We start from the raw sequence: 24,983 nt of genomic DNA on the forward strand, positions 1-24,983 counted from the left end.
ATTGATACGGTGTCATCTAAAACGGATGACAACACGGCATCCATCACCAGTAATTATGAAACGCTAACCACCGCGACAACTGCCAATGCAACCAAGATTGATGGTGTTTTTGCCCAAGTCAATCCGCTAATGGCTGGGGATGATACGGTTAGTGCTGGGGATGACACAGTTTTAGTTGGCGTATGGTCTGAAACAAGCGCACGTATCGAAGATGATATTGCATTAGGTCAGCGCATTGATATATTAAATGCAAGTTTTAACGACAATACAGCGCTTATATCAACCGAGCAAAAAGTAAGAGCTGATGCCGATAGCGCCTTGTCTACTCGTGTTGATATGCTGTCAGCTGCAACGGAAGGTAACACCGCGTCAATCACCAGTGAGACAACAGCCAGAACAACGGCTGATGAGGCGCTGGGCACTCGCATTGACACCGTCACAGCAACGGTATCTGACAACACGGCTTTAATACAAAGCGAGTCAACTGCGCGCGCCAACGCAGATACAGCACTGTCGCAACGTGTCGATACCGTGCAGTCATCAACTGCCACAGCACAGTCTAAAGCTGACAAAGCCGAAGCTGATGCAGCGACCGCCCAAACTGCCGCCAACGCAGCAGCGACAGCAGCGGGAAATAAAGGCGAGGTTATCTTTGGCTCAACAACGCCGGTTGCAGCTAAGCAATTAGCGCAAAACTTATGGATTGATACAACAGGAGGTAAAAACACGCCTAAGCGCTGGGATGGCAACGCATGGTCAATCGTAACCGATAAAGCCGCAACCGATGCACAATCAGCAGCCAATGCAGCGCAAGCAACAGCAACTGAGGCGCTAGGTAAAGCAAACACTGCAACGACTAATATCGCTACCATTAAAACGGATTTGAGTGCGGTCACAACGCAAAGCGGGGCTACGGCAAGCGCAGTGCAAACCCTGCAAACGTCAGTTGGCAGCAACACTGCGTCCATTCAGACATCGAATCAAGTCATCGACGGACTTCGCGCTCAATCGACGCTAATCCTAGATGTTAACGGCTACACTGTTGGGACTGGCACCTATAACGATGGTAAAAAAGGGACGTTTGCTGTTAGAGCGGATGAGTTCTATATCGGCTCACCAAACGGCAGCAAAGAACTTGGGTTTGTGCATTATGAAACAGCACAAGACATTAACGGTGTGATCATCCCTATAGGGACGTATCTAAGAAATGCTTATATCGCTAATGGCGCAATTACACTGGCTAAGATTGATACAGCAACCATCACATCGTTATCAGCATTATCAGCAACTATTGGACATTTCAAATCAGCGCCAACTGGCGCTAGGCTTGAAATTAAAGACAGCTTACTCAGTGTATATGATGCTAACGACGTGCTGCGCGTGCGGCTAGGGTTATGGTAAGGAGGATTTATGCCACAAGGTTTACAGGTTTTTGACACAAATGGCAACTTGCAGCTGGAGGTAACTAACAGGATAACCACATTAATAGGGGTATACACCATAACAAACGCTAACCCTAGAGTAGTTATTACCAGCCCTCTATTTGCAACCAATACAGCCTTCTTTGCTAAGAATCTAAACACAGCGCAGGGGAATCCCAACAACACTAATGAGAGTATAGAAATTCAAACAGCTACTACTTATACGTTAGAGTTTAAAAGGCTACCACCTAATACAAATTATCAAATATATGTGGGGGTTTATTAAATGGCAGCAGGTCTAGAGATTAGCAACGACACGGGCAGGGTTCAGATAACTTCTGAGTATGCCAATATGATATTAAGAAGTAAAAAAAGGAAAATAAATAGAAATAACTTCACTACGGATGGTCTGTTCTTTGCTATACAACCCGACATTGGAGAGGATATAGGATTTGGACAAATAGAGGACTGGGGTTTTAGTGCGGAAAACCAGAAAAGAGCTAATTTGTGTACCCCTTACGGTGATGCAGGCTCTAGTTTAGGTGATATGACTATTTATTCTTTCGATATTCCCACAGCAGCAGATTTAACAACTACAGATAAGTTAGGTTTAGAAGTTTATAAAGCTGATGGTACGGTAGCTTATAATTCAAACTTAAAGTATATGAAGGTGTTAGCCTCTAGCAAAAATTATGTAGGTACTGACGTACTCACACGTGATGAAATGGGCGGTATTTTTAATTATTACGGTAAAAGAACTACTTTAAATTTTGGTCATGCTAATGTGGCTGTAATTTTTAACATGGCTTATCATGTTAATCAGGTAGATATGAGCGCCCCATATTCTTTAGTTTCTACTTGCAGGATTAGACCTAATTTTGATTTAACCATAAGTGATTTTGATGTATTAGCATACGGCGATGTCACAGGCGCTATATCTACTGAATGCTCTTGGCTAGTGATAGATACTACAAACCTATAGCTCAACCAAATCCGACCGCCGAATAAGGCGGTTTTATTTTATCTAAAATTTGAGGAAAGCGTATGCCAAATAACACCCCTTTTTTGGACATAATCTTACTAAAGCTTTTGGCGTTTCTGCCCAAAGTTTTTGCAGCTGTCATTGGCGCCATTCTTGGTCTGATGCTAAGCGGTGACATTGGCAGGGACGGTAAGATACAAGTCAATATCTCGGTCATCGTTAAGTTTACAATCGCAGTCACGGTTAGCTTATACGGCGGCGAAGCGTCTATTGAGTATTACGAATTGCAAAACTACAGTGTTATGACGCATGGCTTTGTCATGCTTATGTGGGCAGTCTTTGGCATGCTTGCCATCGGCATCGTTTATCAAGCAGTAGCATTATGGCAAGGCAAGACGCTTGCTGAGGTGATAAAAGAAGTTAAAGACGCAGCGTTTGCAATCTTTGGCAAATAATAATCAGCATTAAATACAGCCTCTATTTAGAGGCTTTTTTAATGTCAAAAATAAGGTAAAATTTATGAGCGTATTCGACGCAATTTTCGAGCGACTAATGAAGCACGAAGGTGGTTACGTCAACCATCCAAACGACCCAGGCGGCGAAACAATGTATGGCGTGACCAAGCGAGTAGCGCAAGCGCATGGTTATTTCGGTGATATGCGTAAGTTGCCAAAATCTACTGCCAAAGCGATTACCGAGAAGTCATACTATAAAGCAGTGAAGGGCGATCAGTTAGACCGATTGATTGCATGGCAGTTGACAGATGCAGCATATAACCATGGTAATCGCCAAGCTGTTAAGTTTCTGCAGCGTGCAGTTGGCGTTACTGCCGATGGGTTGATTGGTCCGCGCACGCTTGCAGCAGTTGCGGAAATGGATAAAAACGATGTAGTGTTTTTATTCTTAGCTGAGCGCCTAGAGTTTTTCACTAACCTGCGCATTTGGCAAACTTTCGGTAAGGGGTGGGCTCGCCGCATCGTTGGAAACCTACGTTACGCAGCAGCAGATAATTAGTCTGTGACATGATTCTTGACATCCTATCGTCATACGCTATCACATCTAATCACATTACATAATCGTAAGTCATTGATATTATTAAGAGTGAATTTGATAGCGTGTGATAGAATGTGATGCAATCGGGTTCAACTCCCGCCATCTCCACCAAATATTAAAAATCCGATCACTTAATGTGGTCGGATTTTTTTTGATATACATTTATTACTAAGTTCGGAATGTAAAGTTTTAATGAGAGTAGAAGGTTGATTGATCTATTTGATAGAGTTCAAAGACAATAAAAGCACTGTTTTCTTAATGAGCTTATAAGAAAAAGGCCTCCAATTGCTTGGAGGCCTTTTAATATAATGGTACCCGGAGCCGGACTTGAACCGGCACGCTATTACTAGCGAGGGATTTTAAATCCCTTGTGTCTACCAATTTCACCACCCGGGCAAAACTTGTCTTATCTAAAAGTAAGCTTTCTACTTATTAGATAGTGGTCGCTATTATAAGCATTTCCATTAATAAAGCAAGCTAAAATTAACGTCATACTTATATATTTATAGCTAAATAATTGGAGGCTGAGGTCGGAATCGAACCGGCGTTAACGGAGTTGCAGTCCGCTGCATGACCACTCTGCCACCCAGCCAATCAAGGATGCCTATATTAGCAAAAATAATTTAAATTACAAGTCATTTTTTAACGAAACAGCGCTTATTTGCTAAGTTGCCGCTATTTAACCATAAATGAGGCATTATTTGAGCCTTAATAAGGTAAAAGGATAGCAAAATTGGTGCAAATGAAGTCATCGCCAAACCTAAATTCAGTGATGACTTGTTAAATATAACTATTCTAGTTTAACGCTTGCTAGACAATATCTTGATTATTACGTTTTGCTTTTTTGAAATCGCGATAAGTTGCGGTACAGATTAATGTCAGCACCCCAAGGGTAATCGCCGGCCAGACGAGGATATAAAATCCATAGATAAAGACGTTGTCCATGATGTCTCCTTATAGTGTTTATACAAATTTTTTGCTTACTAGACTTCAGTAAGAATGGCTAACCAAGCATTGGTTAACCATCAATGCCTAATAAGATTTTGCTTAAGTTTTTGGTAACGTTTTTGCTTGCGGCTGTTTATCGTAGTTGCCCACCCGCTGTTTAATGAGGTCAAAATCAAAATGCTCGTCACCCATAAGGCTGACAATCACGCAGACGATGGTACTGGCACCGTAAGCGGTCAAGGAGGCCAACAAGACCATATATTGGCGTAAAAAGCCGGTGGCAAAAATGAGCATCAGTACTAGCGTAATAGCGGCGGCGACCATACCGATTTTGCGTCCTAAAAAGCCAAAGACCATGAGTCCAATCACGACAGCAGCGCCAACACTGGCCAAAATCTCAAAGAATAGTGCGGTGAAGCCTTCAATGGGAATCAGCTCAAAGCGTGCGACGCAAAATAATAACAACCCGACGATGACGGCTGAGGTAAAGGCCACATTGGTGACGCGATTCCAGAACACACTGGCAATCACAGGGAATACAATGGTGCCCCATAATGCACCAACGAAGACCAGCATGACCAATATATCAAGCTTAAAGCTAGCGAAAATCAATCCAGCAGCGGTGGCAATAATCATGGTTGAGCGTCCAACCAGCATCATGGTTTTTGGTTTTACACGCCCTTTAGCGATATTTTTGCCATAAACGTCCGCCATCATAATCGTTGATAGCGCCGATAAATCTGAGTCAGCGGTTGAGGATAATGAGCCAATGACCAAAATAAAGAACAAGGCAATAAATACCGGATGCAAATAAGTACTAACCATTTGCGGGATTAAGTTATTCATATTGCCATCGAGCGGTTCAATACCAATGGTCAAAGCCATCAAGCCAATCATACCAAGTCCAATGACGATGCCCGCGTAGCCGACCGTTGCAGTGACAAAAGTTGCTTTGATTTTGGTTTTATCAATGGCAAATAATCGCTGGGTAATGGTTTGGTTGCCGATAGCATAAGCCAATACCGCGACAAAATAAGGCGCCCCTTGCTGAAAAAAGGCTTCAGAAGAAAACAGGTTTTGCTGCTCTAAGGTTAAGTTTGATAAGCCGCTGACCATGACCGCAGGCCCGCCCATGGCAAATAGCACTGCAGGGATGATGATGACTCCAATCGCCATCAGAGCCACCAATTGAGCAAAATCGGTAAATACGGACGCTCGAAATCCAGAGGTCAACGTATAGCTGAGCACTCCGACACCTGCGATAATGACGCCGGTCTGAAACGATAACGGCGATAATACTGATACCAAAGCACCAGCAGCGGTAAAGTTGACCATCAAGCTAATTAAGCTGCCCATAAGGTTAGATATGGCTAAAATTAATTGGCTTGATGATCCGTGGCGCGCGTGGATAAGTTCACCTAAGGTGTGTCCATTAGGAGCAAGTTCGCGAAAGCGCATGCCAAAAGGGTAGATGAATAAAATCATCAAAGCGCCCCAAAAACCATAATGTAGCGGTCCTGAAACGCCGTATTTATAACCGGAGGTTGCAGCCGCATAAAACGAGGCTGCCCAAATCCAAGTTGCAGTCATACTCGCCGCGCCCATGCCGAAACCGACACCATGACCGGCGACCATAAATCCAGAAGTGGTTTCCTTATCTTTTTTAATCAATAAAGACAGCAGGTAAGTACCGCCATAAAATCCTAATAAAAGTAAAAGAATGGTGATTGATGAAAATTGGAACAATGACTCAGTTTTCAAATTCATACCTCGCAATTGTTTGAAGAATAAAGGTTTGCAATAAAAGTCATGCCACAAACTGTTAGGAATGTAATAGGACGCATTGGTTCTATTCGCTGATTGTATACAGCGCACAAGCACGCAATGAGGCAAGCCAAACGCTCACGTTAAATGTGATGCCGCTTTTTTATTTAGCACAGCCCGTCAGACAAGTATTTGACAAAAAATATAGACTAAAAATTTGTCTTAGAAATAACGGCGGCAACTCTCAATAGGCGTCTGTTAATGGATTGACCATTACGCTGTCAAGTGATGCCTACTCGATAGTAACGAGACACTAAAAGACGCATATTGATTAAGCATCTCTAGCAAAAATACGGATAAGCACTGAGCCTAAACTGCTTGGGCGGTGCTAGATAAGCTATGTATAGTAGCTGCGTTAAGCAATAGTTAGGATGGAGTTTTATCCTTTTATTGCTTATGAGCGAACATCCGTTGTCGTGATAATAAGTAAATTTTTATGGCAGTTGTTGCCAGTATTTACTCGTCATTGATAAATAAAACTACAGCGATGTTAAATTCTCGTAACATGTTTGTGCGGTAAGAGTAACCTATTCTGTCTGCTATCTCAAATTTTACCGCAGACTTTTTAGTCAGCCAGCATTAAGATAGACTAATAGGTCGTCATTAAAATGGTTATAATAAGCAGAAGAGGTTAGGAGAAACTATGAAGTTTAAACAAATTTTCTTGTATCAAGGAAAGGATAACGATAAAGGCTAGGGCTCTTTTAGGAACTTACAGGGAGAGTTAAGTTGAAGTAAAAATAAGTAGAAAATAGTTATTGCTTAGCGGTTTAGTGATAGAGTTAAATGGTTATAAAAAAAGAGTCGCCGCTAGTTTGTCGGTTTAAGCGTCCTCATAATTAGTATAATAAGTAACGCGGTCATCGCGTAAAAACCCCGCCAGTCCCAAACCATAGCGTTCAGCGACGCGTACCGCAGTACTGGTCGGTGCCGACATACCAACGAGCCAAGGAATGCGGCTACGAATGGATTTTTGTACCAGCTCAATAGACAATCGCGAGGTCATCACCACGCATGTCAGCTCGGTCTTGTTGCGCAATTGCCAACCGATGAGTTTATCAAGTGCGTTATGACGCCCGACGTCTTCAAATAAATACAAATCCTTGTCTTGCATGGTAGCGGCAGCATGTACCGCACCCGTGAGTTGATGGGTATGCTGGGCGGCGCCAATTTGCTGATGCATGTGTAGTAAATAATTAAGGCTGGGCACGGAGGATTCTGACGGTTTTTGTTGCAAGCCAGATGATAAATAATGACTTAAATCAGGAAGCGCTTGCGAAAGCCCGGTGATACCGCACATACCGCAGCCTGTACGTCCTGCTAGCTGTCGCCTCTGCGCTTGAATACGCTGATGACAGCGCTGATTTAGTACCAGCTCTACTACATATACATCATAGTCTTGCAACTGCGCTGAAAATTGCTCAAATGCCGTCTTTTCGTCAAGCAAGTCATCCGTTAAATCACTGGTGAACCTTCTATAACTGGCAATATCGGTCAGTTGCGTTACCTCCCAATCTAATAATTCATGACTATGATGAATCAATCCTTCGCTATATAAAAAGCCAATGGCAAGGTACTCAAGCTGATAGGGGCTTGCCATTAATATCGCATAGTGGATACCATTAATGACAATCGCAACCGCTGCCTCTACTGCCAGCAGCGCTGATTTGTTATCAACCTCTATTTCTGCATTTTTAGAAGAGACATTTGCTGTAGATAAATAAGCATGTTTTTGTGTTAAATGTAGGCGCGATAAAGGCACGGTCTGCATATCCATTATTGGCGCAGCAGCATGAACAGCATTGGTTTCTAAATCGGCCGCTGAGCCATTTAACCAAGGTTCTACTGCAACTACGTTATGTTTACTGACCATCATATTTTAACCATTTCCTTTATCAAACTATCTTTGTTAAGCGCTGGCAGCTAATGTGTTTTCAGTAACGAGCTGCAAAACAACGGTAACGGATTTATAAGAAGGCGTCCTTGAGTCTGGCGCGTGAGTGTCTAAGTCGATAAGGTCGTTACATTCAGGATAATAAGTCGCCACCGCATTGGCAGCGATATCCATCTCAGTCAGTATTAATGGACCTAAGGTGCGCTGTTCATCTTGACTGTCTTGACGCGATACCATAACACTATCGCCTTTTTGCCAACCTAAACGCTTGATTTCATCGGGATGCATAAATAACACGTCGCGGCGGTTGGTCTGGCGATAGCGGTCTTGATGACCAAAAATCATGGTGTTAAATTGATCATGACTGCGGACACTGGTTAGCTGCCATACTTTTTGCTCAGCGCTTTGGGTTGGATTGTGATCGCTATTGCTTGGATGAATCGCGGGTTCATTATTTTTGCTATGGTCACTTTTAGCATTGTTATTTTTAGCATGGCTATGATAGCTCGATGTGGTTTCTGCCATCTGTGCTGCGACATAAGTAATGGGATATTGTGGGACTTCAAACTGCGCTTTGCCGCTATCGGTATTCCAAACGCGATGACGGGCAGGGTGGTATAAATGAAAACCGCGCTCGTTTTCACGAATACGATCGTTAAAATTCTCAAAGCCTTCAATAGCTTGAGCGATATAATTACGGATGATATCAAAGTCGCTGCTCATTGTTTGCCATGGAATAGACGAATCAGCGTCAAGCACGTGGGTTGCCATATCGGCCACAATTTGCGCTTCAGATTTTAAATCATCACTAATCGGCTCAATGCGACCGCGCGTAGGAACAATTTGGCACATAGAGTCTTCAATCGTCGCGAACTGCTCACCTTTTTCCGTTACTAAGCGTTCGGTACGGCTGATACAAGGTAAGATAAGGTTATTTTTACCCGGATATAGCATAGTTTCATTAAGTTTGGTGCCGATGAAAACATTGAGTTCGGTAGTGGTTAAGGCCGTTTGAATCGCACTTTTATCGGGCGCGGCAACGGCATAATTACCGCCCATGCTGATAAAAGCTTTGAGCTTACCTTGCATTAATGCTTTTGCGCCAGCGATGACATCAAGCCCATCTTCTTGCGGCATAGGGCGCTTAAACACGCGCTCAAGGCTATCAAGTAGGCTTTGTTTGGGGCGCTCATGGATGCCCATAGTGCGATCGCCCTGCACATTGGAGTGACCACGCACGGGCGATGCGCCTGCACCATCGATACCAATCATGCCCATGAGTAGCAGCAAATTGGTAATCATGGCGACATTATCTTCGCCTTGGACGTGTTGGGTAATGCCCATACCCCACGTACAGATAGTGGCAGGACTATCTGCCACGAGCTTGGCAAGGTTGATGATGTCTGCTTGCGTAATACCAGAACCAAGCTCAATATCTTGCCAAGATTGGGCGACCAGCCATTGTTTTAAATCATCAAACCCTGAAGTATGAGTGCTAATAAACTCACTATCAATCTTATCGTTTTCTACCAGCCATTTAGCCAAACCAGTCAATAAAGCGACATCACCACCGATTTGAATTTGAATGACCTCATCGACCATTTCATCGCTTTGTCCTGCAGCCATATGGGTTGGTTTTTGTGGATTCCTAAACTTGCTTAAACCCTGCTCACGCATCGGGTTAATAGAGATAATACGGCAGCCTTGTTTATGGGCGTGCGCTAGCATCTCAAGCATACGCGGATGATTGGTGGCAGGATTTTGCCCAAACAGCATAATCAACTTTGCTTGCTCAAAATCTTCCAAAACTACGGTGGCTTTACCGACGCCTAATTGTTTGCCAAGCATCACTGACGTTGGCTCGTGACACATGTTTGAGCAATCTGGCAAATTATTGGTGCCAAAACAGCGTACAAACAGCTGAAACATAAAAGCTGGCTCGTTGGTCACGCGTCCTGAGGTATAAAATAACGCTTCATCTGGTGAATCAAGATTTTTTAAGACATCAGCGATACGCTCATAAGCTGCTTGCCAAGAAATCGCCACATAGCGGTCTTGCGCTGCATCATAATATAACGGCTCTGATAAGCGTCCGCTATGCTCAAGCTCATAGCCTGACCAACTTTGCAGTTCGGTTACGCTATGTCTGGCAAAGAACGCCGCATCTGCACGTTGGTTCATCGTTTCACTGGCAATGACTTTGATACCGTTTTCACAGACATCGATAACTTTATGGGTCTTATGGTCAGGCCACGCACAGCCCGGACAGTCGAAGCCGCCCTTAGGCTGATTGCTATGTAAGACGCTGACACTACCGCGCATAAACGCCTTGTAATCCATCAGCTTACGAGTCGATGAGATCAGCGCTGGCCAACCAGCAGCAGGATGGGTATAAACAGGGATTTTGCGCATGACAGACCTCATAAGCGAATGGCGATAAGTAAGGGCTACTATAATAAAAGTGATTATGTTAAGTGCTACTATATAATGGCTGATAAGAAATATTGACTTTCATTACTTATAGATAACAAAAAACCTCAAAGCAAATGATGCGTTTGAGGTTTTTTTATTTTATAAATCAGCATGACTGATATGTTGTCAGGCTAGCGCATTTAATAACGGGCATCTTTAGGTTTGTTGCCATTTGGCCAGTCATTTACTTTACCAGCAAAGTCGGGACGCGGTTGATGGGTGAAAAATTCAGCGACATCGATAGCATCTTGGTCACTCAGCACGTTACCATGACCCCATAAGCCTTTGGTCTGAATGCCCATTGGCATATTGTACTTAACAAAAGCCGCGGCTTTATAAGTACGCGCCAACCCAGCGCCAATGTTAAAGGATTCATCGCCCCATAATGGCGGGAAGACAATATCGCCGCGACTGTCTTTCATGCCTTCGCCGTTATCACCATGACAGGTGGCGCATTGTACTTGGTAGATTTTTTCACCGCGTACAGGATTGCCAACCAAAGATTCATCCACTTTACCAGCGTTTTGGATATCGACCTTTTGTTCTTTCGGCGTATTTTGGGACAGCCATTTCATATAGGCCAACATCGCTAGCATTTCAGGTGATTCAGGTTTTAAAGGTTTGCCATTCATCGAGCGCTGAAAACAGCCATTAATGCGCTTGGTTAAATCAACTTCTTTACCAGCACGTGGCATTACGCGCGGGTAGAAATTATAACTGTTGATGTAGGGGTCGCCAAGCGGGATTTTACCTTGCGAGATATGGCAACTATTACAGTTCATTTGCGCGCCAACGTGCTTGGGCAATAAACGCTTGGTTTCGTTTAATAAGCGTTTGCCATAAAAAATCTCATCAGCGTTTGGCTCATCCAAGATAGAGGTATCTTGCGGCAGCACATAGGTACCGACATCTTCGTTGGCATCATCAGCAGTAACTAAGCCATATTTAGGGGCATTTTGCTCGATAGGCTCTGGCTGTGAGCAACCGCTACTGATAGCGGCGATACTAACCACTGAGGCAGTCAGAACAGCGGTGGTCAGTTTGCTCATTTTCATTTTCTGAGAGATAACGCTAACAATAGCAGGCAGGTTGTGTGGAGAGTTTTTCATTATTTTGCTCCTTTTGTTTGCGCATCAATACTTAAGTCTGGGGCGATATCGGTACTGGTTTTTGGTTTTTTGGCGAGGAAAGCGCGCATTTTTACCACATCATCGACACCGATTTCAGGCGCTTGGTTGGTCCAGCTATTACGTACATAGTTGACCACTTCTGCCACATCGGCATCACTTAGGTTAGTGAATTCAGGCATGGTAAAGGCCATGCGGTCGTGCGGAGTTTCTGGCATGCGACCACCGCTCAAGGTGATTTGTAGTACCGAGTCGGCATTTTTCGCATATACCGCACTATTGCCATCAAGGGCTGGGAAGATACGCGCCACGCCTTTACCATCGGCACGGTGACAAACTTGGCAATACTCGGCGTACAAGATTGAACCGCGCGAATCATAGTTGCCATCAAGCAGTTTTTGCGTGGTAATGTCTTTTTTCGCCGGCAAGGTTTTTTCTTTATTTGGCGCGGGCGTTAAAGTCTTTAGATAAGATGACATGGCGTTGATATCATAGTCTGTCATATATTGCGTGCTGTGCTCGACCACTTCGGCCATGGCGCCAAAGGCAGCCGTGGTATCAGTGCGACCGGTTTTAAAGAAGTCATTCAGTTCTGCGACCGTCCACGTACCCAAACCGCGATGTTCACCGCGAATACTTTTGGCGCGCCAGCCATCGATAACCGCACCGCTCAAATATTCTTCTGAGTCGGCATTATTTAAGGCGATTTCTTGGAAGCCAATACCGCGGCCAGTATGGCAAGAGCCGCAGTGTCCAGGACCTTCAACTAAGTATTGTCCACGAGCCAACACTGCATCATCACTTTCAGCGACAAACTCACGTTTTGGGTCAAACATTGCTTGCCAGTATGCTAAGGGCCAACGCCAGTTTGCCACCGGTGGTAACTCACTTTTTAAGTTGGCTTGCTTGACGGGTTTGACGTCTGACATAAAAAAGGCGTACATCGCGGCCAAATCTTCATCTGGCATAAGCTGATAAGAAGGATAGGGCATCGCAGGGTAAAGGGCTTTATTATCACGACGCACGCCATGCTTGACGGCATTCTTAAAGTCAGTAAAGGTATACTGACCAATACCGGTTTCTTTATCAGGGGTAATGTTGGTTGAATAAATGGCACCCAGTGGTGTCAGCATAGGCAGGCCGCCTGCATAAGTCTCGCCATCTAACGTGGTATGACAAGCAACACAGTCAGCGGTACGCGCGACGTATTCCCCTTGTTTAATAAGTGCAGGGTCGGTGATATTGACCTCGATGTCACTGCTACTCGTGCGCATATTAGGCAGTATTTGCCCAATGATAAACGCTAAAATCAGCCCGACAATGGCTGCCATAATAATGATTAATGGCCACTTTTTCATAAGCCTGCCCTCCATAAAAATAGGCTATAAAAATATTACTGCGCTTACTGTCGCTATCTATGTTGTAAGGCTTATTGGTAATGCCTGATTTTTATATTCGATAGCAATCATTAAGCTCAGCCAATTAAAAGATACAATCTTGCTATGTAGTATAGAATATGGCGTAATATGCTGATATTGTGGAAAACCACATTAATCATATGGTTTTAATAAATTTTACAAACTTGGACGTCTTAAGTCGCAAATAATGCCTATAAATACCATTGATTTTTTATCGAAAATTGCGCTTAGAACCATAACCTTTAGGGCGTTGAAAGTGTGGAAAGCTCTGATGGCATTAAATGCTTGCTTGGTTATGTCGATGGCAAACGCCCAGACGTATTATTTAGGCGTGCTGGCGCCGCAAGGCGAAACAGTTGCGCAAGAACGCTGGCAACCTTGGCTCAATCAGCTTAACGAGCAGCTACAAGAGGACACAGTAGTCTTAGTGCCGCTAGCATTAGAGAATTGGCAGCAGGAAATTGAGGCGCAGCAATTTGCCTTAGTGCTTGGTCCACAAGTACAGCTGATTAAAATGAATACCACCCATTGGCGCTGGCTTGCGACCTTGCAAGCCGATACGGCGCCAGCTAAATTGACTGCGCCTGCTGATATCAATGGTAAAAACTTTAATGAAAAAGGTTTTAACACCAAAACCGCTGATAAGCAGTTTTCCGCAACGGTTAGCTTAGCCAATGAATTTAATAAGCTCAGTCAGGGTGGTCCGTTAAAAGAACCTAGCGCCATGGAAGAAGTCGCCAGTGCACTTTGGGTAAAGGCGGACAGCGGCATTTATCAGCTGCAAGATTTGCAGCAGCGTAAAATTGCTGCCGTCGATGCCGAGGCTTTTGGTGGTTATCTATTGGTCGCGCATTTATTACAACAAAACGGTGTGCCGTCCAACCGTTATCAGACCCAGTTCGTCGGTTATCCTATTGAACGCACGTTAAATGCACTAGCGAATGGCAGCGTAGACGCAGCAATAGCGCCACTTTGCTTGATGGAAGAGATGGCACGACAAGGGAAAGTTAGCGAGAAACAATACCGCCTTATTCACCCTGTTACGACCACTTCTAGCTGTCAATCTTCAACGCCTATATATCCAAATTGGACATTGGCGGCGACCGAGCAAGCGCCAAATGCTTTGGTGCGACAGATTAATCAAAATCTATTTGGTACAAGTCAATCAGAGCAAGCGTTGTTAGGAATAGGACAGCGCTGGCTACCACCCGAATCGAGTAGTAATGCTGAGCGTATCCTCTATGATATGAACCGTCATCCCGCTCAAAAGCAGCTGGGCGCGCATATGGTTGAATGGGTAAAGGCGCATCGATTGTGGATGGCGATTATTGTTTTAATTATTTTGATATCAACAGTAAATTATGCGTGGATGAGTTGGCTAGCATGGCGACGGCGGCAAAAAATAACCCTGCAAAATCGATTGATTCGTGATTATGACCAGCAGCTACGTCAATCAGAACGCTTCGCTGTCATCGGTGAGATGAGTGGATCAATCGCCCATGAAATCAATCAGCCGCTGGCGACCATTCAAAATTATGCCCAAGGATTACTGATTCGCAGTCAAAACAGTCAAAATAGTCAAAGCAGTCAAGAATGGACAGGGTTGGATAAAAACTCAGTAAATAGTTTGACTGCGGTAGAAAAGTCGCTAACTGATAAACAAGCAACAGACAAACAAGTGGCAGATAATAAACAAGCAACAGAAATTGCATTGCAGCAAATTGTCAATGAAACCGAACGGGTTGCGGCTGTTATCAGTAATATTCGGCGCTGGGCAGGGCGCTCGCAGCCGAACAACGTTCAAGTGGACATCGCCACCACCTATGAGCAGTGTGTATTGCTACTTGGTGAAAAAGCCTCAAGTATTGGCTTTTGGTTGGCGAGTGACTACCGGTCTTTGCAATTGCCAAGCTTGGTTTTAGACCAGTTATTGATGAACAGTATGGTCAATGCTGAGCAGCAAGGGGCGACACAGATAATGTTACGTTGTCAGGCAGAAGATTATAATGGCAAATCCTATATAGTATTGCATATAACCGATGATGCAGGCGGTTTTGATGAGGCGCAGTTGCTTGACCATAAACCGTTAGCTGGTAATAAGCAGCTAGTCGAGAGTAAATCGCAGCAGCGTCTACCCAATCATTACGCCACTAAATCAACCAAAGCCAATGGTTTAGGCTTGGGTTTGATGATATGTCAGCGCTTGTGCAAATCACTCGACGGTATGATGCAGCTTAGCAATATCGAAGTGCAGCAGGAGCTTAATTGCATACAAGCGTTAGACGGTTATCAGCAACGCTTTAAGCGTAACTTAAATGGTAAAGTGCGCTTGATGAACACTGAAAATACTTACACGCCAGCAAATAAGATTGGTGCGCAAGTATCTTTTTATCTGCCGCTGCATTTGGCTGATAATACTGAGAAATAAAGCAATCAAAAGAGAAAGTAAGCATAAGAGAGTTATAAACAACCAAGCGCTTATAAACTTTGTAAATTAACTTAATCATAAGGTTGCGTATGAATGCTCAGCATCATCTCAATAAGCACTTAAAACACTTAGATTCTCAAACAGCTGGTAATGGTTCAGCTGCTATTATTAGCGAACCTCTGCTGATTCATATCATCGACGATGAAGAAAGTGTGCGTACATCCTGTGATTTTCTGATTAGCAGCTTAGGATTACCGACCCAAGTATGGTCAAGTGCTCTGATATTTTTACAGCAAGTCGATATCTATCGCCGAGCAGTGGTGGTCAGTGATCTAATGATGCCAGAAATGAGCGGTCAGGCACTACAAGCGTATCTTACTAAACATGACAGTCCGATAGGGTTTATTGCGTTAACTGGCAAGGGTGAGATTGCTGATGCAGTCAACATGCTCAAACAAGGAGCCGCTGATTATCTCGAAAAACCGATTAATAGTCACCGTTTACAAGAAGCGCTTGCGCGTGCACAAGCCTTAACAATCAAACGTGCTCAGCTTTATAATATTAAAAAACTCTATGCGCAGCTGACCGAGAAAGAAAAGCAGGTAGCCAATGAGTTACTGCAAGGCAATCTGAATAAAAATATCGCCGATCATTTAGATATATCGGTCCGTACGGTAGAGGTACATCGCTCACAAGTGATGAAAAAAATGCAAGCGCAGCATGTCAGTGAGTTGATTCAAAAATTGGTCATGCTTGATTCTTAATAACTAAAACAGTCATAAAAAAACGCCTGCTATTAAACAGGCGTTTTATTTTTTTAAATTCAAAATATTTTGCTAAATGATTTAGCTTAATATCAAGCTGTCATCTTCGACTTTTTCACCGCGAGTTTGCTCAAACATATCAAGTAAATCATGCACATTCATGCCTTTACGAATATCGCCTGCGACATCGAGTACTACTTGTCCTTGATGGAGCATCACGGTACGCGTGCCATGGGCTAATGCCTGCTGCATCGAGTGAGTGACCATCATCGTGGTAAGCTGATTGTCCGTGACGATTTTGTCCGTTAATTCTAAAACAAAAGCCGCAGTCTTAGGGTCAAGGGCAGCCGTATGCTCATCAAGCAGTAGAATCTTAGATGGTTGCAATGATGCCATCAGCAAGCTAACGGCTTGACGTTGACCACCGGATAACAGGCCCATACGGTCAGTTAAGCGATTTTCTAAACCCAATTTTAATACTGACAGTTTCTCGCGAAATAAGTCACGGTTGTTTTGGTTTAGCGCAAAGCTTAAACCACGTTTGCCACCGCGCTTATAGGCAAGCGCCATATTTTCTTCAATGGTTAGCGCCTCACAAGTTCCCGCCATCGGGTCTTGGAAGACACGAGCGACCCAATGGGCACGTTGATGCGCGGTTTTTTTGGTGACATCGATACCATTTAACAAGATTGAACCGCTATCGACGCGCGTGGTGCCACTGACCGCATTTAAAAAGGTCGATTTGCCTGCGCCATTGGTACCGATGACGGTGACAAATTCACCATCGGCGATATTCAGATTGATACCGCGTAGGGCAGGGTTTTCAATGGGCGTTCCAGGATTAAAGGTCAACCGCAAATCTGTAGCTTGCATCATAATTATAATTCCTTATGGTTGCACATTGACATTAAGCCCGAACTTTACGACTTAAAAATTTATTTTTAGCTTTTGGCAATACTAAGGCCAAGACCACGAGTAGCGCGGTAATCAAGTTTAAATCTTGTGGGCCAAAACCGATACTACGTAGCGTGCTGCTCGATAGAGCCACTTGAATAAAGAGCTTATAAAGCACCGCACCGACAACCACCGCAAAGGTAATCAGCCAAATACGCTTAGCTGGAATAATGGTCTCACCGATGATGACCGCTGCCAAACCAATGACAATGGTCCCGATACCAATTGAGATATCAGCGCCACCTTGCGTCTGCACAAATAATGCGCCCGCTAACGCAATCAAGCCGTTAGAGATTGCCATACCAATGATGGTCATCCATGAGGTATTGATACCTTGCGCCTGTGCCATACGTAGGTTTGAGCCAGTCGCCCGCATCGATAAACCCGTTTCGGTACTATAAAACCAGTTTAAAAACAACATGGCCAATAGGACGACGACACCAATAATGAGGCAGCGCATCCAGTAACCATTACCATCACTGACCAAGGTGCTAAATACTGTCGTTTCACCTAACAATGGTAAGTTTGGCGCACCCATAATCCGTAGATTGACAGAGTATAAAGCAACCATCACAAGGATACTGGCAAGCAGCTGTAAAATGCCCAGCTTAACGTGTAGCCACGCGGTGACAATACCGGCGACTGACCCTGCTAGCATACCAAAGGCACAAGCAAGCCAAGGATTCACTCCAGCGATGATAGAAATACCCGCGACAGCGCCGCCCAACGGAAAACTACCGTCAGCGGTCAAATCTGGAAAGTCGAGGGTACGAAATGAGATAAGGACGCCAAGCGCCACTAGGCCATAAATCAGACCACTTTCAAGCGCACCAAAAAAAGCAATTAAAGACATAAGAGATCAGTAAGTCATAACCCAGCGTTTAATAAATGATGGCGAGATAATTGAGATAGGCGACATATCGCGCTATCAATCAGCCAACTTTGCTTAAACGACTAAGCGGTGAATTTAACAGATAGAGGTATCTGCAGTTAGGGTCAAGCAAAACCTATTCTTAGAATGCTTGATTATAAGCTTTGCTTATTTACAGCCTTGAAAAAACAAGCCCAGCCTACTGACTGAGAGCTGGGTTTGTCTGCGCTACCTACATAGCCATATCAAAATAGCTATATCCAATTAACCTAGACGATAATTGATAAAAACTATCGTCTAAGAATTAGAGTTAAAAGCGGCAGTTATTCTAACACTACTTTTGCTTTATCGATAACGGCTTGTGGTAGCGTGATGCCTTCGGCTTGCGCATTCTTTGGACTGACATGTAAATCAAGCGATTGCGGCGTATAAACAGGGATTTCGCCTGCTTTTTCACCGTTTAAGATACGCGTAACGATTTTACCGGTTTCGCGGCCCAAATCGTAATAGTTCACTCCTAACGCAGCAACGGCACCGCGTTCAACCGAACTGGTATCAGAGGCAATCAATGGAATCTTACTTTCTTTAGCGATTTGGTACAGTGATTCGTATGCTGAAACCACGTTATTATCCGTTGAGGTATAAATCATATCGACTTTACCTTCAAGACTACGAGCGGCCATCGCAATATCGTTACTACGCTGCGCAGGCGCTTCGTGAACGTTAATACCAAGTGGGGTCAAATTCTCTTTCAGCGCTTTTAAAACGATGGTTGAGTTCACCTCACCTGGGCTATAGACATAACCGACGTTTTTTAGACTTGGGATAATTTGACGCATCAAATCGATTTGCGGCGCATAAGGAAGAGCATCAGAGGCGCCAGTAACGTTGGTGCCAGATCCATCAAGTTTCGGTACCAGTTTTGCTGCGACAGGGTCGGTGACCGCTGAGAACACCATAGGAATGCTGCTGGTAGAAGCGGCTACAGACTGAGCCGATGGCGTGGCAATCGCTACGATGACATCTGGTGCATCAGCGACGAATTGCTTGGCAATCTGACCGGCAGTGGCGGTATTACCTTGGGCACTTTGGAAGTTGATGGTTAAGTTTTCGCCTTCTTTAAAGCCGGCGTCACTTAACTCGTCGATAACGCCTTTACGCACATCATCGAGTGCTGGATGTTCAACGATGGCGGTAATAGCGACCGTTTTCATGGCAGCTTTGGCATCGCCGCCCGTTGCAGCGCCGTCAGTGGTGTTGGCATCTTGTGCTGGCTGGTTACAGCCGGTCAAGATAGCGGTGCAAACACCGCCCCATAATAAAGCTTTGGCAAAACGATTTTGATACAACATGGGTCTGACTCCTGAAAATAATAATGTGTCCGTACATTATATAAAAGATAAGAAAGGGTAGCGCTGCCAGCCATTATCCTAGCTGATTGTGTAATCCGTTGTATAGCTGACTATTAATTACCATTCATTTATTCTTTACTATTGAGACGCAACTATTTATTAGTGACTATTTACTGGCCTTTTGTGCTTCTTTGTCGACATTGATGGCGTTTTTAAGTAAGTCTGCCGATAGGCTAGTACCTTGTTCAGCGGCGTGTTTTGGGCTGACGTATAGCGTTAAGGTATTCATCACTTGCGGTGCGATATCTTTGGTCGCTTCACCGTTTAATACCCGGTACACCATTTTGCCTGTAGTACGGCCAAAGTCATAATCATTGACACCAAGTGCCGCCGTCGCACCGCGTCTGACGCTAAATTCATCTGAGGCAATAACTGGGATATCAAGTTCATTAGCCGCATTTGCCATTGCTTCAAAGGCCGAAACCACGTTGTTATCCAATGAGGTATAAATAACCTCTACCTTGCCTGCCAGACTACGAGTCGCCATTGCAACGTCGGTAGGGCGATTGGCAGTAACGCCCAATATCTTAAGCCCGCGTGCTGGTGCTGCTTTTTCCAGTTGTTTAAGAACCACTACTGAATTGGCTTCGCCTGGGCTATAAACATAACCAATGGTTTTCACATTAGGGACAATTTTTTGAATATTGTCTAACTGCGGTTCAATAGGTAATTCGCTCGACAAACCAGTCACATTGGTTTGGATAGGCACGTCATTTTCGTCAATTAGCTTGGCTGCCACAGGGTCTGAAATGGCGGTATAAATAACGGGAACAGTTTTTGTCGAAGCAACTACAGATTGCGCAGAAGGTGTTGAGATGGCAACGATAGCATCTGGATTGTCACCGGCGAACTGTTTGGCAATTTGCCCAGCCGTTGCGGTATTCCCTTGCGCACTTTGAAAATTAACGGTTAGGTTTTGCCCTTCTGCGTAGCCGTTGTCCGCCAGCTCATCAATAATACCGCGGCGCATCTCATCTAAAGAAGGATGCTCGACAATTTGCGTGATGGCCAAGGTTTTGGCAGGCTTATCATTAGTTGCGCTATCATCAGCGTTGACGGCAGGGTCGGTCGCATTATTAGAGCAAGCGGTTAAACCAAGCGCCGCGCTAATAGCAGCGCCGCACAGGCTAAGGCGTAAAGTAGTGGCAAAGGTCATTTTATTTTGGCTCATAGGTTAAAGAGTGCAGGTTACCCGAGTCAATATTATGTGCATGATGAGATAACGGGCGAACATAAAGGTAATCAATCCCTTGATGATTACGTCCATATTATGACAGTAATGTAACTTATGGCAATAAGAAAATAAAACGCATTTGTCATTCATTTTATAAAGGTTAGTAAAGATGGATTTTTGTCTATATTTTTATTTTTTGCCCATGTTCTTTTTATTTCATCACCAATGAATTTTGGGCAAAAAAAGATGCCACGAAAGCATCTTTTTTATTCTATAAGTTCAATCGCAGTTAAGCCAACACATCACCAATAACGCAGTTGTCCGGTAAAGTAACCACCGTTAGCTGTGTTTTCGGGTTGCCAGTCGATAATACCATACCTTCTGAGATGCCAAATTTCATCTTACGCGGCGCAAGATTGGTGACGCAAATCACTTTTTTATCCAGCAATTGCTCAGGCTCATAAAACTTACGGATACCGCTAAAGACATTACGCGGTTTGTCTTCGCCAACGTCCAAGGTAAATTGTAAAAGCTTATCCGCACCTTCGACATAATTACAGGCTAAAACGTGCGCCACTTTCATCTCAATTTTGGCAAAGTCTTCAATACCAATATAGTCCGCTTGCCCAGCTTCACTGTCAGTATTAGCCGCTGGTACTGGCTGGGTGTTTACTACTGTTTTTTTATTATCTGAATTATTATCGCTGTTAGCAGTAGGGGCGTCTGCTTGCGCTAACGAGGCCTTTGAATCTTCAACCATTGCCGCAACGTCTTTTTCTTCGATACGCTGCATTAAAGGTTTAAATTTATTGATTTTATGACCAAGAAGCCATTGATTTCGGCTAGCAAAGCTTAAATCGTCAATATTTAAGAATTCTTTGGCATTGGCAGTCAGCTCAGGTAATACTGGCGCCAAATAAACCATCAATTGGCGGAAGATATTAATCGCCACCGAGCAGACGTCTTGCACTTCTTGCTCAGACCCTTCTTGCTTGGCAAGCGACCAAGGTTTTTTCTCGTCGATATATTCATTGGCTTTGTCGGCACACTGCATGATTAAGCGCATCGCACGCGAGAATTCGCGGTTTTCGTAAGCGGCGGCAATTTCATCGCCAATCTTGGTAATATCTTCTAATAATTCTGATTCTACGCAAACCTCTGACAGCATACCGTCGTATTTTTTCACGATAAAACCAGCACTGCGACTGGCGATATTGACCACTTTACCCACCAAGTCAGAGTTGACCTTTTGCATAAAGTCTTCTAAATCAAGGTTAATATCTTCAACTTTGTCAGACAGTTTACTGGCGAAATAATAACGCAAGTATTCAGGGTGTAAGTGTTCCGCGTAAGTTTCGGCCTTAATAAAGGTGCCGCGTGACTTACTCATTTTTTCGCCATTGACCATCAAGAAGCCGTGAGCAAAGACACCCGTTGGCGTACGGAATTCACTGCCGGCTAGCATGGCAGGCCAAAATAGCGCATGGAAATAGACGATGTCTTTACCGATAAAATGATACACCTCGGTTTTATGCTCGTTTTCTTGCATCCAATAACGGTCAAAATCAAGCGCTTGATCGCTTCCTTCGCGCTTATCACATAGGTTTTTAAAGCTTGCCATATATCCGACTGGCGCATCTAGCCAGACATAAAAGTATTTTTCTGGCTCATCGCTTGGGGTATCTGGAATTTGAAAACCAAAATACGGCGCATCACGCGAGATATCCCAGCTGGTCAGACCCGCGTCAAACCATTCTTGCAGTTTATTGGCGACGGAGACTTGCAAGCGATTTTCGCTGCGCGTCCAATCTTTTAAGAATTGCTCAAACTCAGGCAAATCAAAGAAATAATGCTTAGAAGTTTTAAGCACGGGCGTCGCATTAGATAGCGTTGAATGCGGATTGATAAGGTCGGTCGCATCATAAGTGGTACCGCACGCTTCACAGTTATCGCCATATTGGTCAAGCGCGCCGCATTCAGGACACTCTCCTTTGACAAAACGATCGGCTAAAAACAGCTGCTTTTCAGGGTCAAAAAGCTGTTTGACGTCCTTTGTACTGATATGTCCGGCGCTATTAAGGCGACGATAAATAAGCTCAGAGAAATGCTTGTTTTCTTCTGAATGGGTGCTGTGATAATTATCAAAGTCGATCAGAAATTTGGCAAAATCGGCTTCATGTGAGGCTTTTACCGAGGCGATTTGCTCTTCTGGGGTGACGCCATTGGCTTCTGCTTTGAGCATAATCGCAGTGCCATGAGCATCATCAGCGCAGACATAAGTGACCTGATGGCCCTGTGCTTTCATCGCACGTACCCAAATGTCGGTCTGAATATATTCTACAAGATGCCCCAAATGGATATAGCCATTGGCATAAGGAAGAGCACTGGTTACTAGAATCTCACGCACTTTTGTCACCTATATTTTTATATAAACGGGTTGATTTTCAAACGTCTCGAGCACTTTATGAGGAGTCAGCACCGTATTATCAATGCTAAATTATTAACACTTAAAACGTCCAATAACTCTAAAAAAGAGAAGAATTAAAAAAGTGCGCCTATGATACCGTAATTCGGCCGATTTTGTGATATTACCTTGGTAATTAAATCGATGCTTAATCACGCAGGCAGCTACGCAGTTACTCAAGGATTTAGCATATAAGTATTTTAAGATTGTTATCTGGTCGCTAGGATAATAATATGCTAAGTTAGCAAAGAGAGTGTAATTTAGTTATATCGATACATAATGTATTGTCTTATATAAACGATGAGACATTACCTATATAAAAATAATGTGACTTGCAAGGAGATGAGCATGAGTCAATCAAAAGTATACAGCAGCGCTGCAGAAGCGTTAAAAGGTATCGTCAGTGACGGGCAAACTCTCGCTATTGGAGGGTTTGGACTGTGCGGTATTCCTGAAGCGCTGATTGAAGCATTACGTGATAGTGGGGTCAAGGATTTAACCTGTATCAGTAATAACGCCGGTGTCGATGATTTTGGTTTAGGCTTACTATTACAAACGCGCCAAATCAAAAAAATGATTTCATCGTATGTCGGTGAAAATAAAGAGTTTGAGCGCCAATATCTGTCAGGCGAGCTAGAGGTTGAGCTAACGCCGCAGGGAACGTTAGCGGAAAAACTGCGTTCAGGCGGCGCTGGTATTCCAGCGTTTTATACCGCAACTGGCGTTGGCACACAAGTAGCTGAAGGCAAGGAAACGCGCGAGTTTGATGGTCGCACCTATGTACTTGAGCATACTTTGCGGGCAGATGTGGCACTAATTAAAGCACAAAAGGCTGACAAAGCCGGCAACTTAATCTTTAATAAAACGGCGCGTAATTTTAATCCAGATTGCGCGATGGCGGGTAAAGTTACAGTTGTGGAAGTCGAAGAAATCGTAGAGATGGGGCAGCTAAACCCCGATGAGATCCATCTACCGGGTATTTTTGTCCAGCGTATTGTCTTAAATGATAATCCCGAAAAACGTATTGAAAAAACTACTACCAAAGCAGCCACCACAAGCGCTTAAATGAAAGATTATTTAATGGTTTTAATGAAAAAATAACAATAGGCTTTGTAAACAATAAGGAAATTATCATGGCATGGACAAGAGAGCAGATGGCACAGCGCGCCGCGCAAGAGTTAAAAGATGGCTATTATGTTAATTTAGGAATCGGATTGCCGACCTTAGTAGCCAACTATATCCCTGAAGGCGTCGATGTTTGGCTTCAGTCTGAAAACGGTTTACTCGGTATCGGTGAGTTTCCAACGGCAGAAAATGTCGATGCGGATTTGATTAATGCGGGCAAGCAAACCGTCACCACCGAACCGGGTGCCAGCTATTTTAGTAGCTCAGAGTCGTTTGCGATGATTCGTGGCGGTCATGTCAATCTGGCGATATTGGGCGCGATGGAAGTGTCAGAAAACGGCGATTTGGCTAACTGGATGATTCCGAAAAAAATGGTCAAAGGCATGGGCGGCGCGATGGATTTGGTGGCTGGCGTGCAGCGAGTGATTGTGCTGATGGAACAGGTCAATAAACATGGCGAGCCAAAAATCCTTGCCGACTGTGAGCTGCCACTAACGGGTAAAGGGGTGGTCGATCGTATTATCACCGAGCTTGCCGTATTAGACGTCACTGACAACGGTCTAAAATTGGTTGAGCTGGCAGAAGGAGTGAGTTTTGAGGAGTTACAAGAAAAAACGCCGGTGAGCATTATGCAATGAGTGCGTCAAAAGCG

19 protein-coding genes, 2 tRNA genes and 1 pseudogene are annotated in these 24,983 nt (G+C 44.1%); 9 read left to right on the top strand and 13 right to left on the bottom strand.

Going from position 1 to position 24,983, the window contains the following annotated elements; translation table 11 throughout:
• The 5 genes and pseudogenes from B3R91_RS02125 to B3R91_RS02145 all read left to right on the top strand — a co-directional run.
• Positions 1 to 1,401 (top strand): annotated as a pseudogene (locus tag B3R91_RS02125) (hypothetical protein); the annotation flags it as partial.
• A 9-nt stretch (positions 1,402 to 1,410) separates the two neighbouring features.
• A complete protein-coding gene (locus B3R91_RS02130) occupies positions 1,411 to 1,707 on the top strand; it encodes a hypothetical protein (RefSeq protein WP_286796285.1) in 297 nt (98 codons plus the stop codon).
• Positions 1,708 to 2,403 carry a hypothetical protein gene (locus B3R91_RS02135; RefSeq protein WP_286796287.1) on the top strand — a complete coding sequence of 232 codons (696 nt, stop codon included), beginning with the start codon at positions 1,708 to 1,710 and terminating at the stop codon, positions 2,401 to 2,403.
• Between the two features lie 62 nt (positions 2,404 to 2,465).
• Positions 2,466 to 2,858: a hypothetical protein gene (locus B3R91_RS02140; protein WP_286796289.1), complete on the top strand. Its 393-nt coding sequence runs from the start codon at positions 2,466 to 2,468 to the stop codon at positions 2,856 to 2,858.
• 64 nt (positions 2,859 to 2,922) lie between these two features.
• The gene (locus tag B3R91_RS02145) at positions 2,923 to 3,417 is read left to right on the top strand and encodes a glycoside hydrolase family 108 protein (protein ID WP_286796290.1); all 495 of its coding nucleotides are present in this window, start codon (positions 2,923 to 2,925) and stop codon (positions 3,415 to 3,417) included.
• Positions 3,418 to 3,765: 348 nt separating this feature from the next.
• Here the strand turns inward: B3R91_RS02145 and B3R91_RS02150 are convergent.
• The 8 genes from B3R91_RS02150 to B3R91_RS02185 all read right to left on the bottom strand — a co-directional run bounded on the left by B3R91_RS02150 (position 3,766) and on the right by B3R91_RS02185 (position 13,079).
• Positions 3,766 to 3,852, bottom strand: a tRNA-Leu gene (locus B3R91_RS02150).
• A 122-nt stretch (positions 3,853 to 3,974) separates the two neighbouring features.
• Positions 3,975 to 4,048: transfer RNA gene (locus B3R91_RS02155), tRNA-Cys, on the bottom strand.
• Between the two features lie 218 nt (positions 4,049 to 4,266).
• Positions 4,267 to 4,401 (bottom strand): putative transporter small subunit, encoded by a 135-nt coding sequence (locus B3R91_RS02160; protein ID WP_223808464.1) that lies wholly within the window; start codon positions 4,399 to 4,401, stop codon positions 4,267 to 4,269.
• A gap of 102 nt (positions 4,402 to 4,503) precedes the next feature.
• Positions 4,504 to 6,150 (bottom strand): sodium:solute symporter family protein, encoded by a 1,647-nt coding sequence (locus B3R91_RS02165; RefSeq protein ID WP_223808474.1) that lies wholly within the window; start codon positions 6,148 to 6,150, stop codon positions 4,504 to 4,506.
• 901 nt (positions 6,151 to 7,051) lie between these two features.
• Entirely contained in the window at positions 7,052 to 8,104 is a 1,053-nt protein-coding gene (locus B3R91_RS02170) for a formate dehydrogenase accessory sulfurtransferase FdhD (RefSeq protein WP_286796293.1), read from the bottom strand.
• Positions 8,105 to 8,137: 33 nt separating this feature from the next.
• Positions 8,138 to 10,534: an FdhF/YdeP family oxidoreductase gene (locus tag B3R91_RS02175; RefSeq protein WP_286796295.1), complete on the bottom strand. Its 2,397-nt coding sequence runs from the start codon at positions 10,532 to 10,534 to the stop codon at positions 8,138 to 8,140.
• Between the two features lie 200 nt (positions 10,535 to 10,734).
• Complete coding sequence (locus tag B3R91_RS02180; protein WP_286796297.1) at positions 10,735 to 11,703, bottom strand: c-type cytochrome; 969 nt, start codon at positions 11,701 to 11,703, stop codon at positions 10,735 to 10,737.
• Complete coding sequence (locus B3R91_RS02185) at positions 11,703 to 13,079, bottom strand: cytochrome c (protein ID WP_281491197.1); 1,377 nt, start codon at positions 13,077 to 13,079, stop codon at positions 11,703 to 11,705. The genes B3R91_RS02180 and B3R91_RS02185 overlap by 1 nt, the downstream gene beginning before the upstream one ends.
• A 316-nt stretch (positions 13,080 to 13,395) precedes the next feature.
• On the opposite strand from B3R91_RS02185, the gene B3R91_RS02190 reads away from it, so the two are divergent.
• Positions 13,396 to 15,567: a sensor histidine kinase gene (locus B3R91_RS02190; protein WP_286796300.1), complete on the top strand. Its 2,172-nt coding sequence runs from the start codon at positions 13,396 to 13,398 to the stop codon at positions 15,565 to 15,567.
• Between the two features lie 89 nt (positions 15,568 to 15,656).
• Entirely contained in the window at positions 15,657 to 16,331 is a 675-nt protein-coding gene (locus B3R91_RS02195) for a response regulator transcription factor (protein ID WP_286796301.1), read from the top strand.
• A gap of 81 nt (positions 16,332 to 16,412) precedes the next feature.
• Here the strand turns inward: B3R91_RS02195 and B3R91_RS02200 are convergent, their stop codons facing one another.
• The 5 genes from B3R91_RS02200 to metG form a co-directional block, all read right to left on the bottom strand.
• Positions 16,413 to 17,207, bottom strand: coding sequence for an ABC transporter ATP-binding protein (locus B3R91_RS02200; RefSeq protein ID WP_183620875.1), 795 nt, complete (start codon positions 17,205 to 17,207; stop codon positions 16,413 to 16,415).
• Between the two features lie 31 nt (positions 17,208 to 17,238).
• Positions 17,239 to 18,138, bottom strand: coding sequence for an ABC transporter permease (locus tag B3R91_RS02205; protein WP_068404436.1), 900 nt, complete (start codon positions 18,136 to 18,138; stop codon positions 17,239 to 17,241).
• A 341-nt stretch (positions 18,139 to 18,479) separates the two neighbouring features.
• Entirely contained in the window at positions 18,480 to 19,508 is a 1,029-nt protein-coding gene (locus tag B3R91_RS02210; protein WP_068404434.1) for an ABC transporter substrate-binding protein, read from the bottom strand.
• A 166-nt stretch (positions 19,509 to 19,674) separates the two neighbouring features.
• Complete coding sequence (locus B3R91_RS02215; protein WP_286796329.1) at positions 19,675 to 20,724, bottom strand: ABC transporter substrate-binding protein; 1,050 nt, start codon at positions 20,722 to 20,724, stop codon at positions 19,675 to 19,677.
• Positions 20,725 to 21,031: 307 nt separating this feature from the next.
• A complete protein-coding gene (metG, locus tag B3R91_RS02220) occupies positions 21,032 to 23,149 on the bottom strand; it encodes a methionine--tRNA ligase (protein WP_286796305.1) in 2,118 nt (705 codons plus the stop codon).
• A 405-nt stretch (positions 23,150 to 23,554) separates the two neighbouring features.
• Between metG and B3R91_RS02225 the strand changes: the two genes are divergently transcribed.
• Both B3R91_RS02225 and B3R91_RS02230 read left to right on the top strand, forming a co-directional pair.
• Positions 23,555 to 24,271: a CoA transferase subunit A gene (locus B3R91_RS02225; protein ID WP_286796307.1), complete on the top strand. Its 717-nt coding sequence runs from the start codon at positions 23,555 to 23,557 to the stop codon at positions 24,269 to 24,271.
• A 68-nt stretch (positions 24,272 to 24,339) separates the two neighbouring features.
• Positions 24,340 to 24,969 (top strand): CoA transferase subunit B, encoded by a 630-nt coding sequence (locus tag B3R91_RS02230; RefSeq protein WP_144296478.1) that lies wholly within the window; start codon positions 24,340 to 24,342, stop codon positions 24,967 to 24,969.
• The last annotated feature ends 14 nt before the right edge of the window (positions 24,970 to 24,983 follow it).

It is taken from the genome of Psychrobacter sp. UBA6291 (genome assembly GCF_002439405.1).
Classification (GTDB): Bacteria; Pseudomonadota; Gammaproteobacteria; order Pseudomonadales; family Moraxellaceae; genus Psychrobacter; species Psychrobacter faecalis.

Bases quoted from the DNA above. Each gene is read 5' to 3' on its own strand.
- B3R91_RS02130 (WP_286796285.1), top strand. From the start codon at position 1,411: ATGCCACAAGGTTTACAGGTTTTTGACACAAATGGCAACTTGCAGCTG.
- B3R91_RS02135 (WP_286796287.1), top strand. From the start codon at position 1,708: ATGGCAGCAGGTCTAGAGATTAGCAACGACACGGGCAGGGTTCAGATA.
- B3R91_RS02140 (WP_286796289.1), top strand. From the start codon at position 2,466: ATGCCAAATAACACCCCTTTTTTGGACATAATCTTACTAAAGCTTTTG.
- B3R91_RS02145 (WP_286796290.1), top strand. From the start codon at position 2,923: ATGAGCGTATTCGACGCAATTTTCGAGCGACTAATGAAGCACGAAGGT.
- B3R91_RS02160 (WP_223808464.1), bottom strand. From the start codon at position 4,401: ATGGACAACGTCTTTATCTATGGATTTTATATCCTCGTCTGGCCGGCG.
- B3R91_RS02170 (WP_286796293.1), bottom strand. From the start codon at position 8,104: ATGATGGTCAGTAAACATAACGTAGTTGCAGTAGAACCTTGGTTAAAT.
- B3R91_RS02175 (WP_286796295.1), bottom strand. From the start codon at position 10,534: ATGCGCAAAATCCCTGTTTATACCCATCCTGCTGCTGGTTGGCCAGCG.
- B3R91_RS02180 (WP_286796297.1), bottom strand. From the start codon at position 11,703: ATGAAAAACTCTCCACACAACCTGCCTGCTATTGTTAGCGTTATCTCT.
- B3R91_RS02185 (WP_281491197.1), bottom strand. From the start codon at position 13,079: ATGAAAAAGTGGCCATTAATCATTATTATGGCAGCCATTGTCGGGCTG.
- B3R91_RS02195 (WP_286796301.1), top strand. From the start codon at position 15,657: ATGAATGCTCAGCATCATCTCAATAAGCACTTAAAACACTTAGATTCT.
- B3R91_RS02200 (WP_183620875.1), bottom strand. From the start codon at position 17,207: ATGATGCAAGCTACAGATTTGCGGTTGACCTTTAATCCTGGAACGCCC.
- B3R91_RS02205 (WP_068404436.1), bottom strand. From the start codon at position 18,138: ATGTCTTTAATTGCTTTTTTTGGTGCGCTTGAAAGTGGTCTGATTTAT.
- B3R91_RS02210 (WP_068404434.1), bottom strand. From the start codon at position 19,508: ATGTTGTATCAAAATCGTTTTGCCAAAGCTTTATTATGGGGCGGTGTT.
- B3R91_RS02215 (WP_286796329.1), bottom strand. From the start codon at position 20,724: ATGACCTTTGCCACTACTTTACGCCTTAGCCTGTGCGGCGCTGCTATT.
- B3R91_RS02225 (WP_286796307.1), top strand. From the start codon at position 23,555: ATGAGTCAATCAAAAGTATACAGCAGCGCTGCAGAAGCGTTAAAAGGT.
- B3R91_RS02230 (WP_144296478.1), top strand. From the start codon at position 24,340: ATGGCATGGACAAGAGAGCAGATGGCACAGCGCGCCGCGCAAGAGTTA.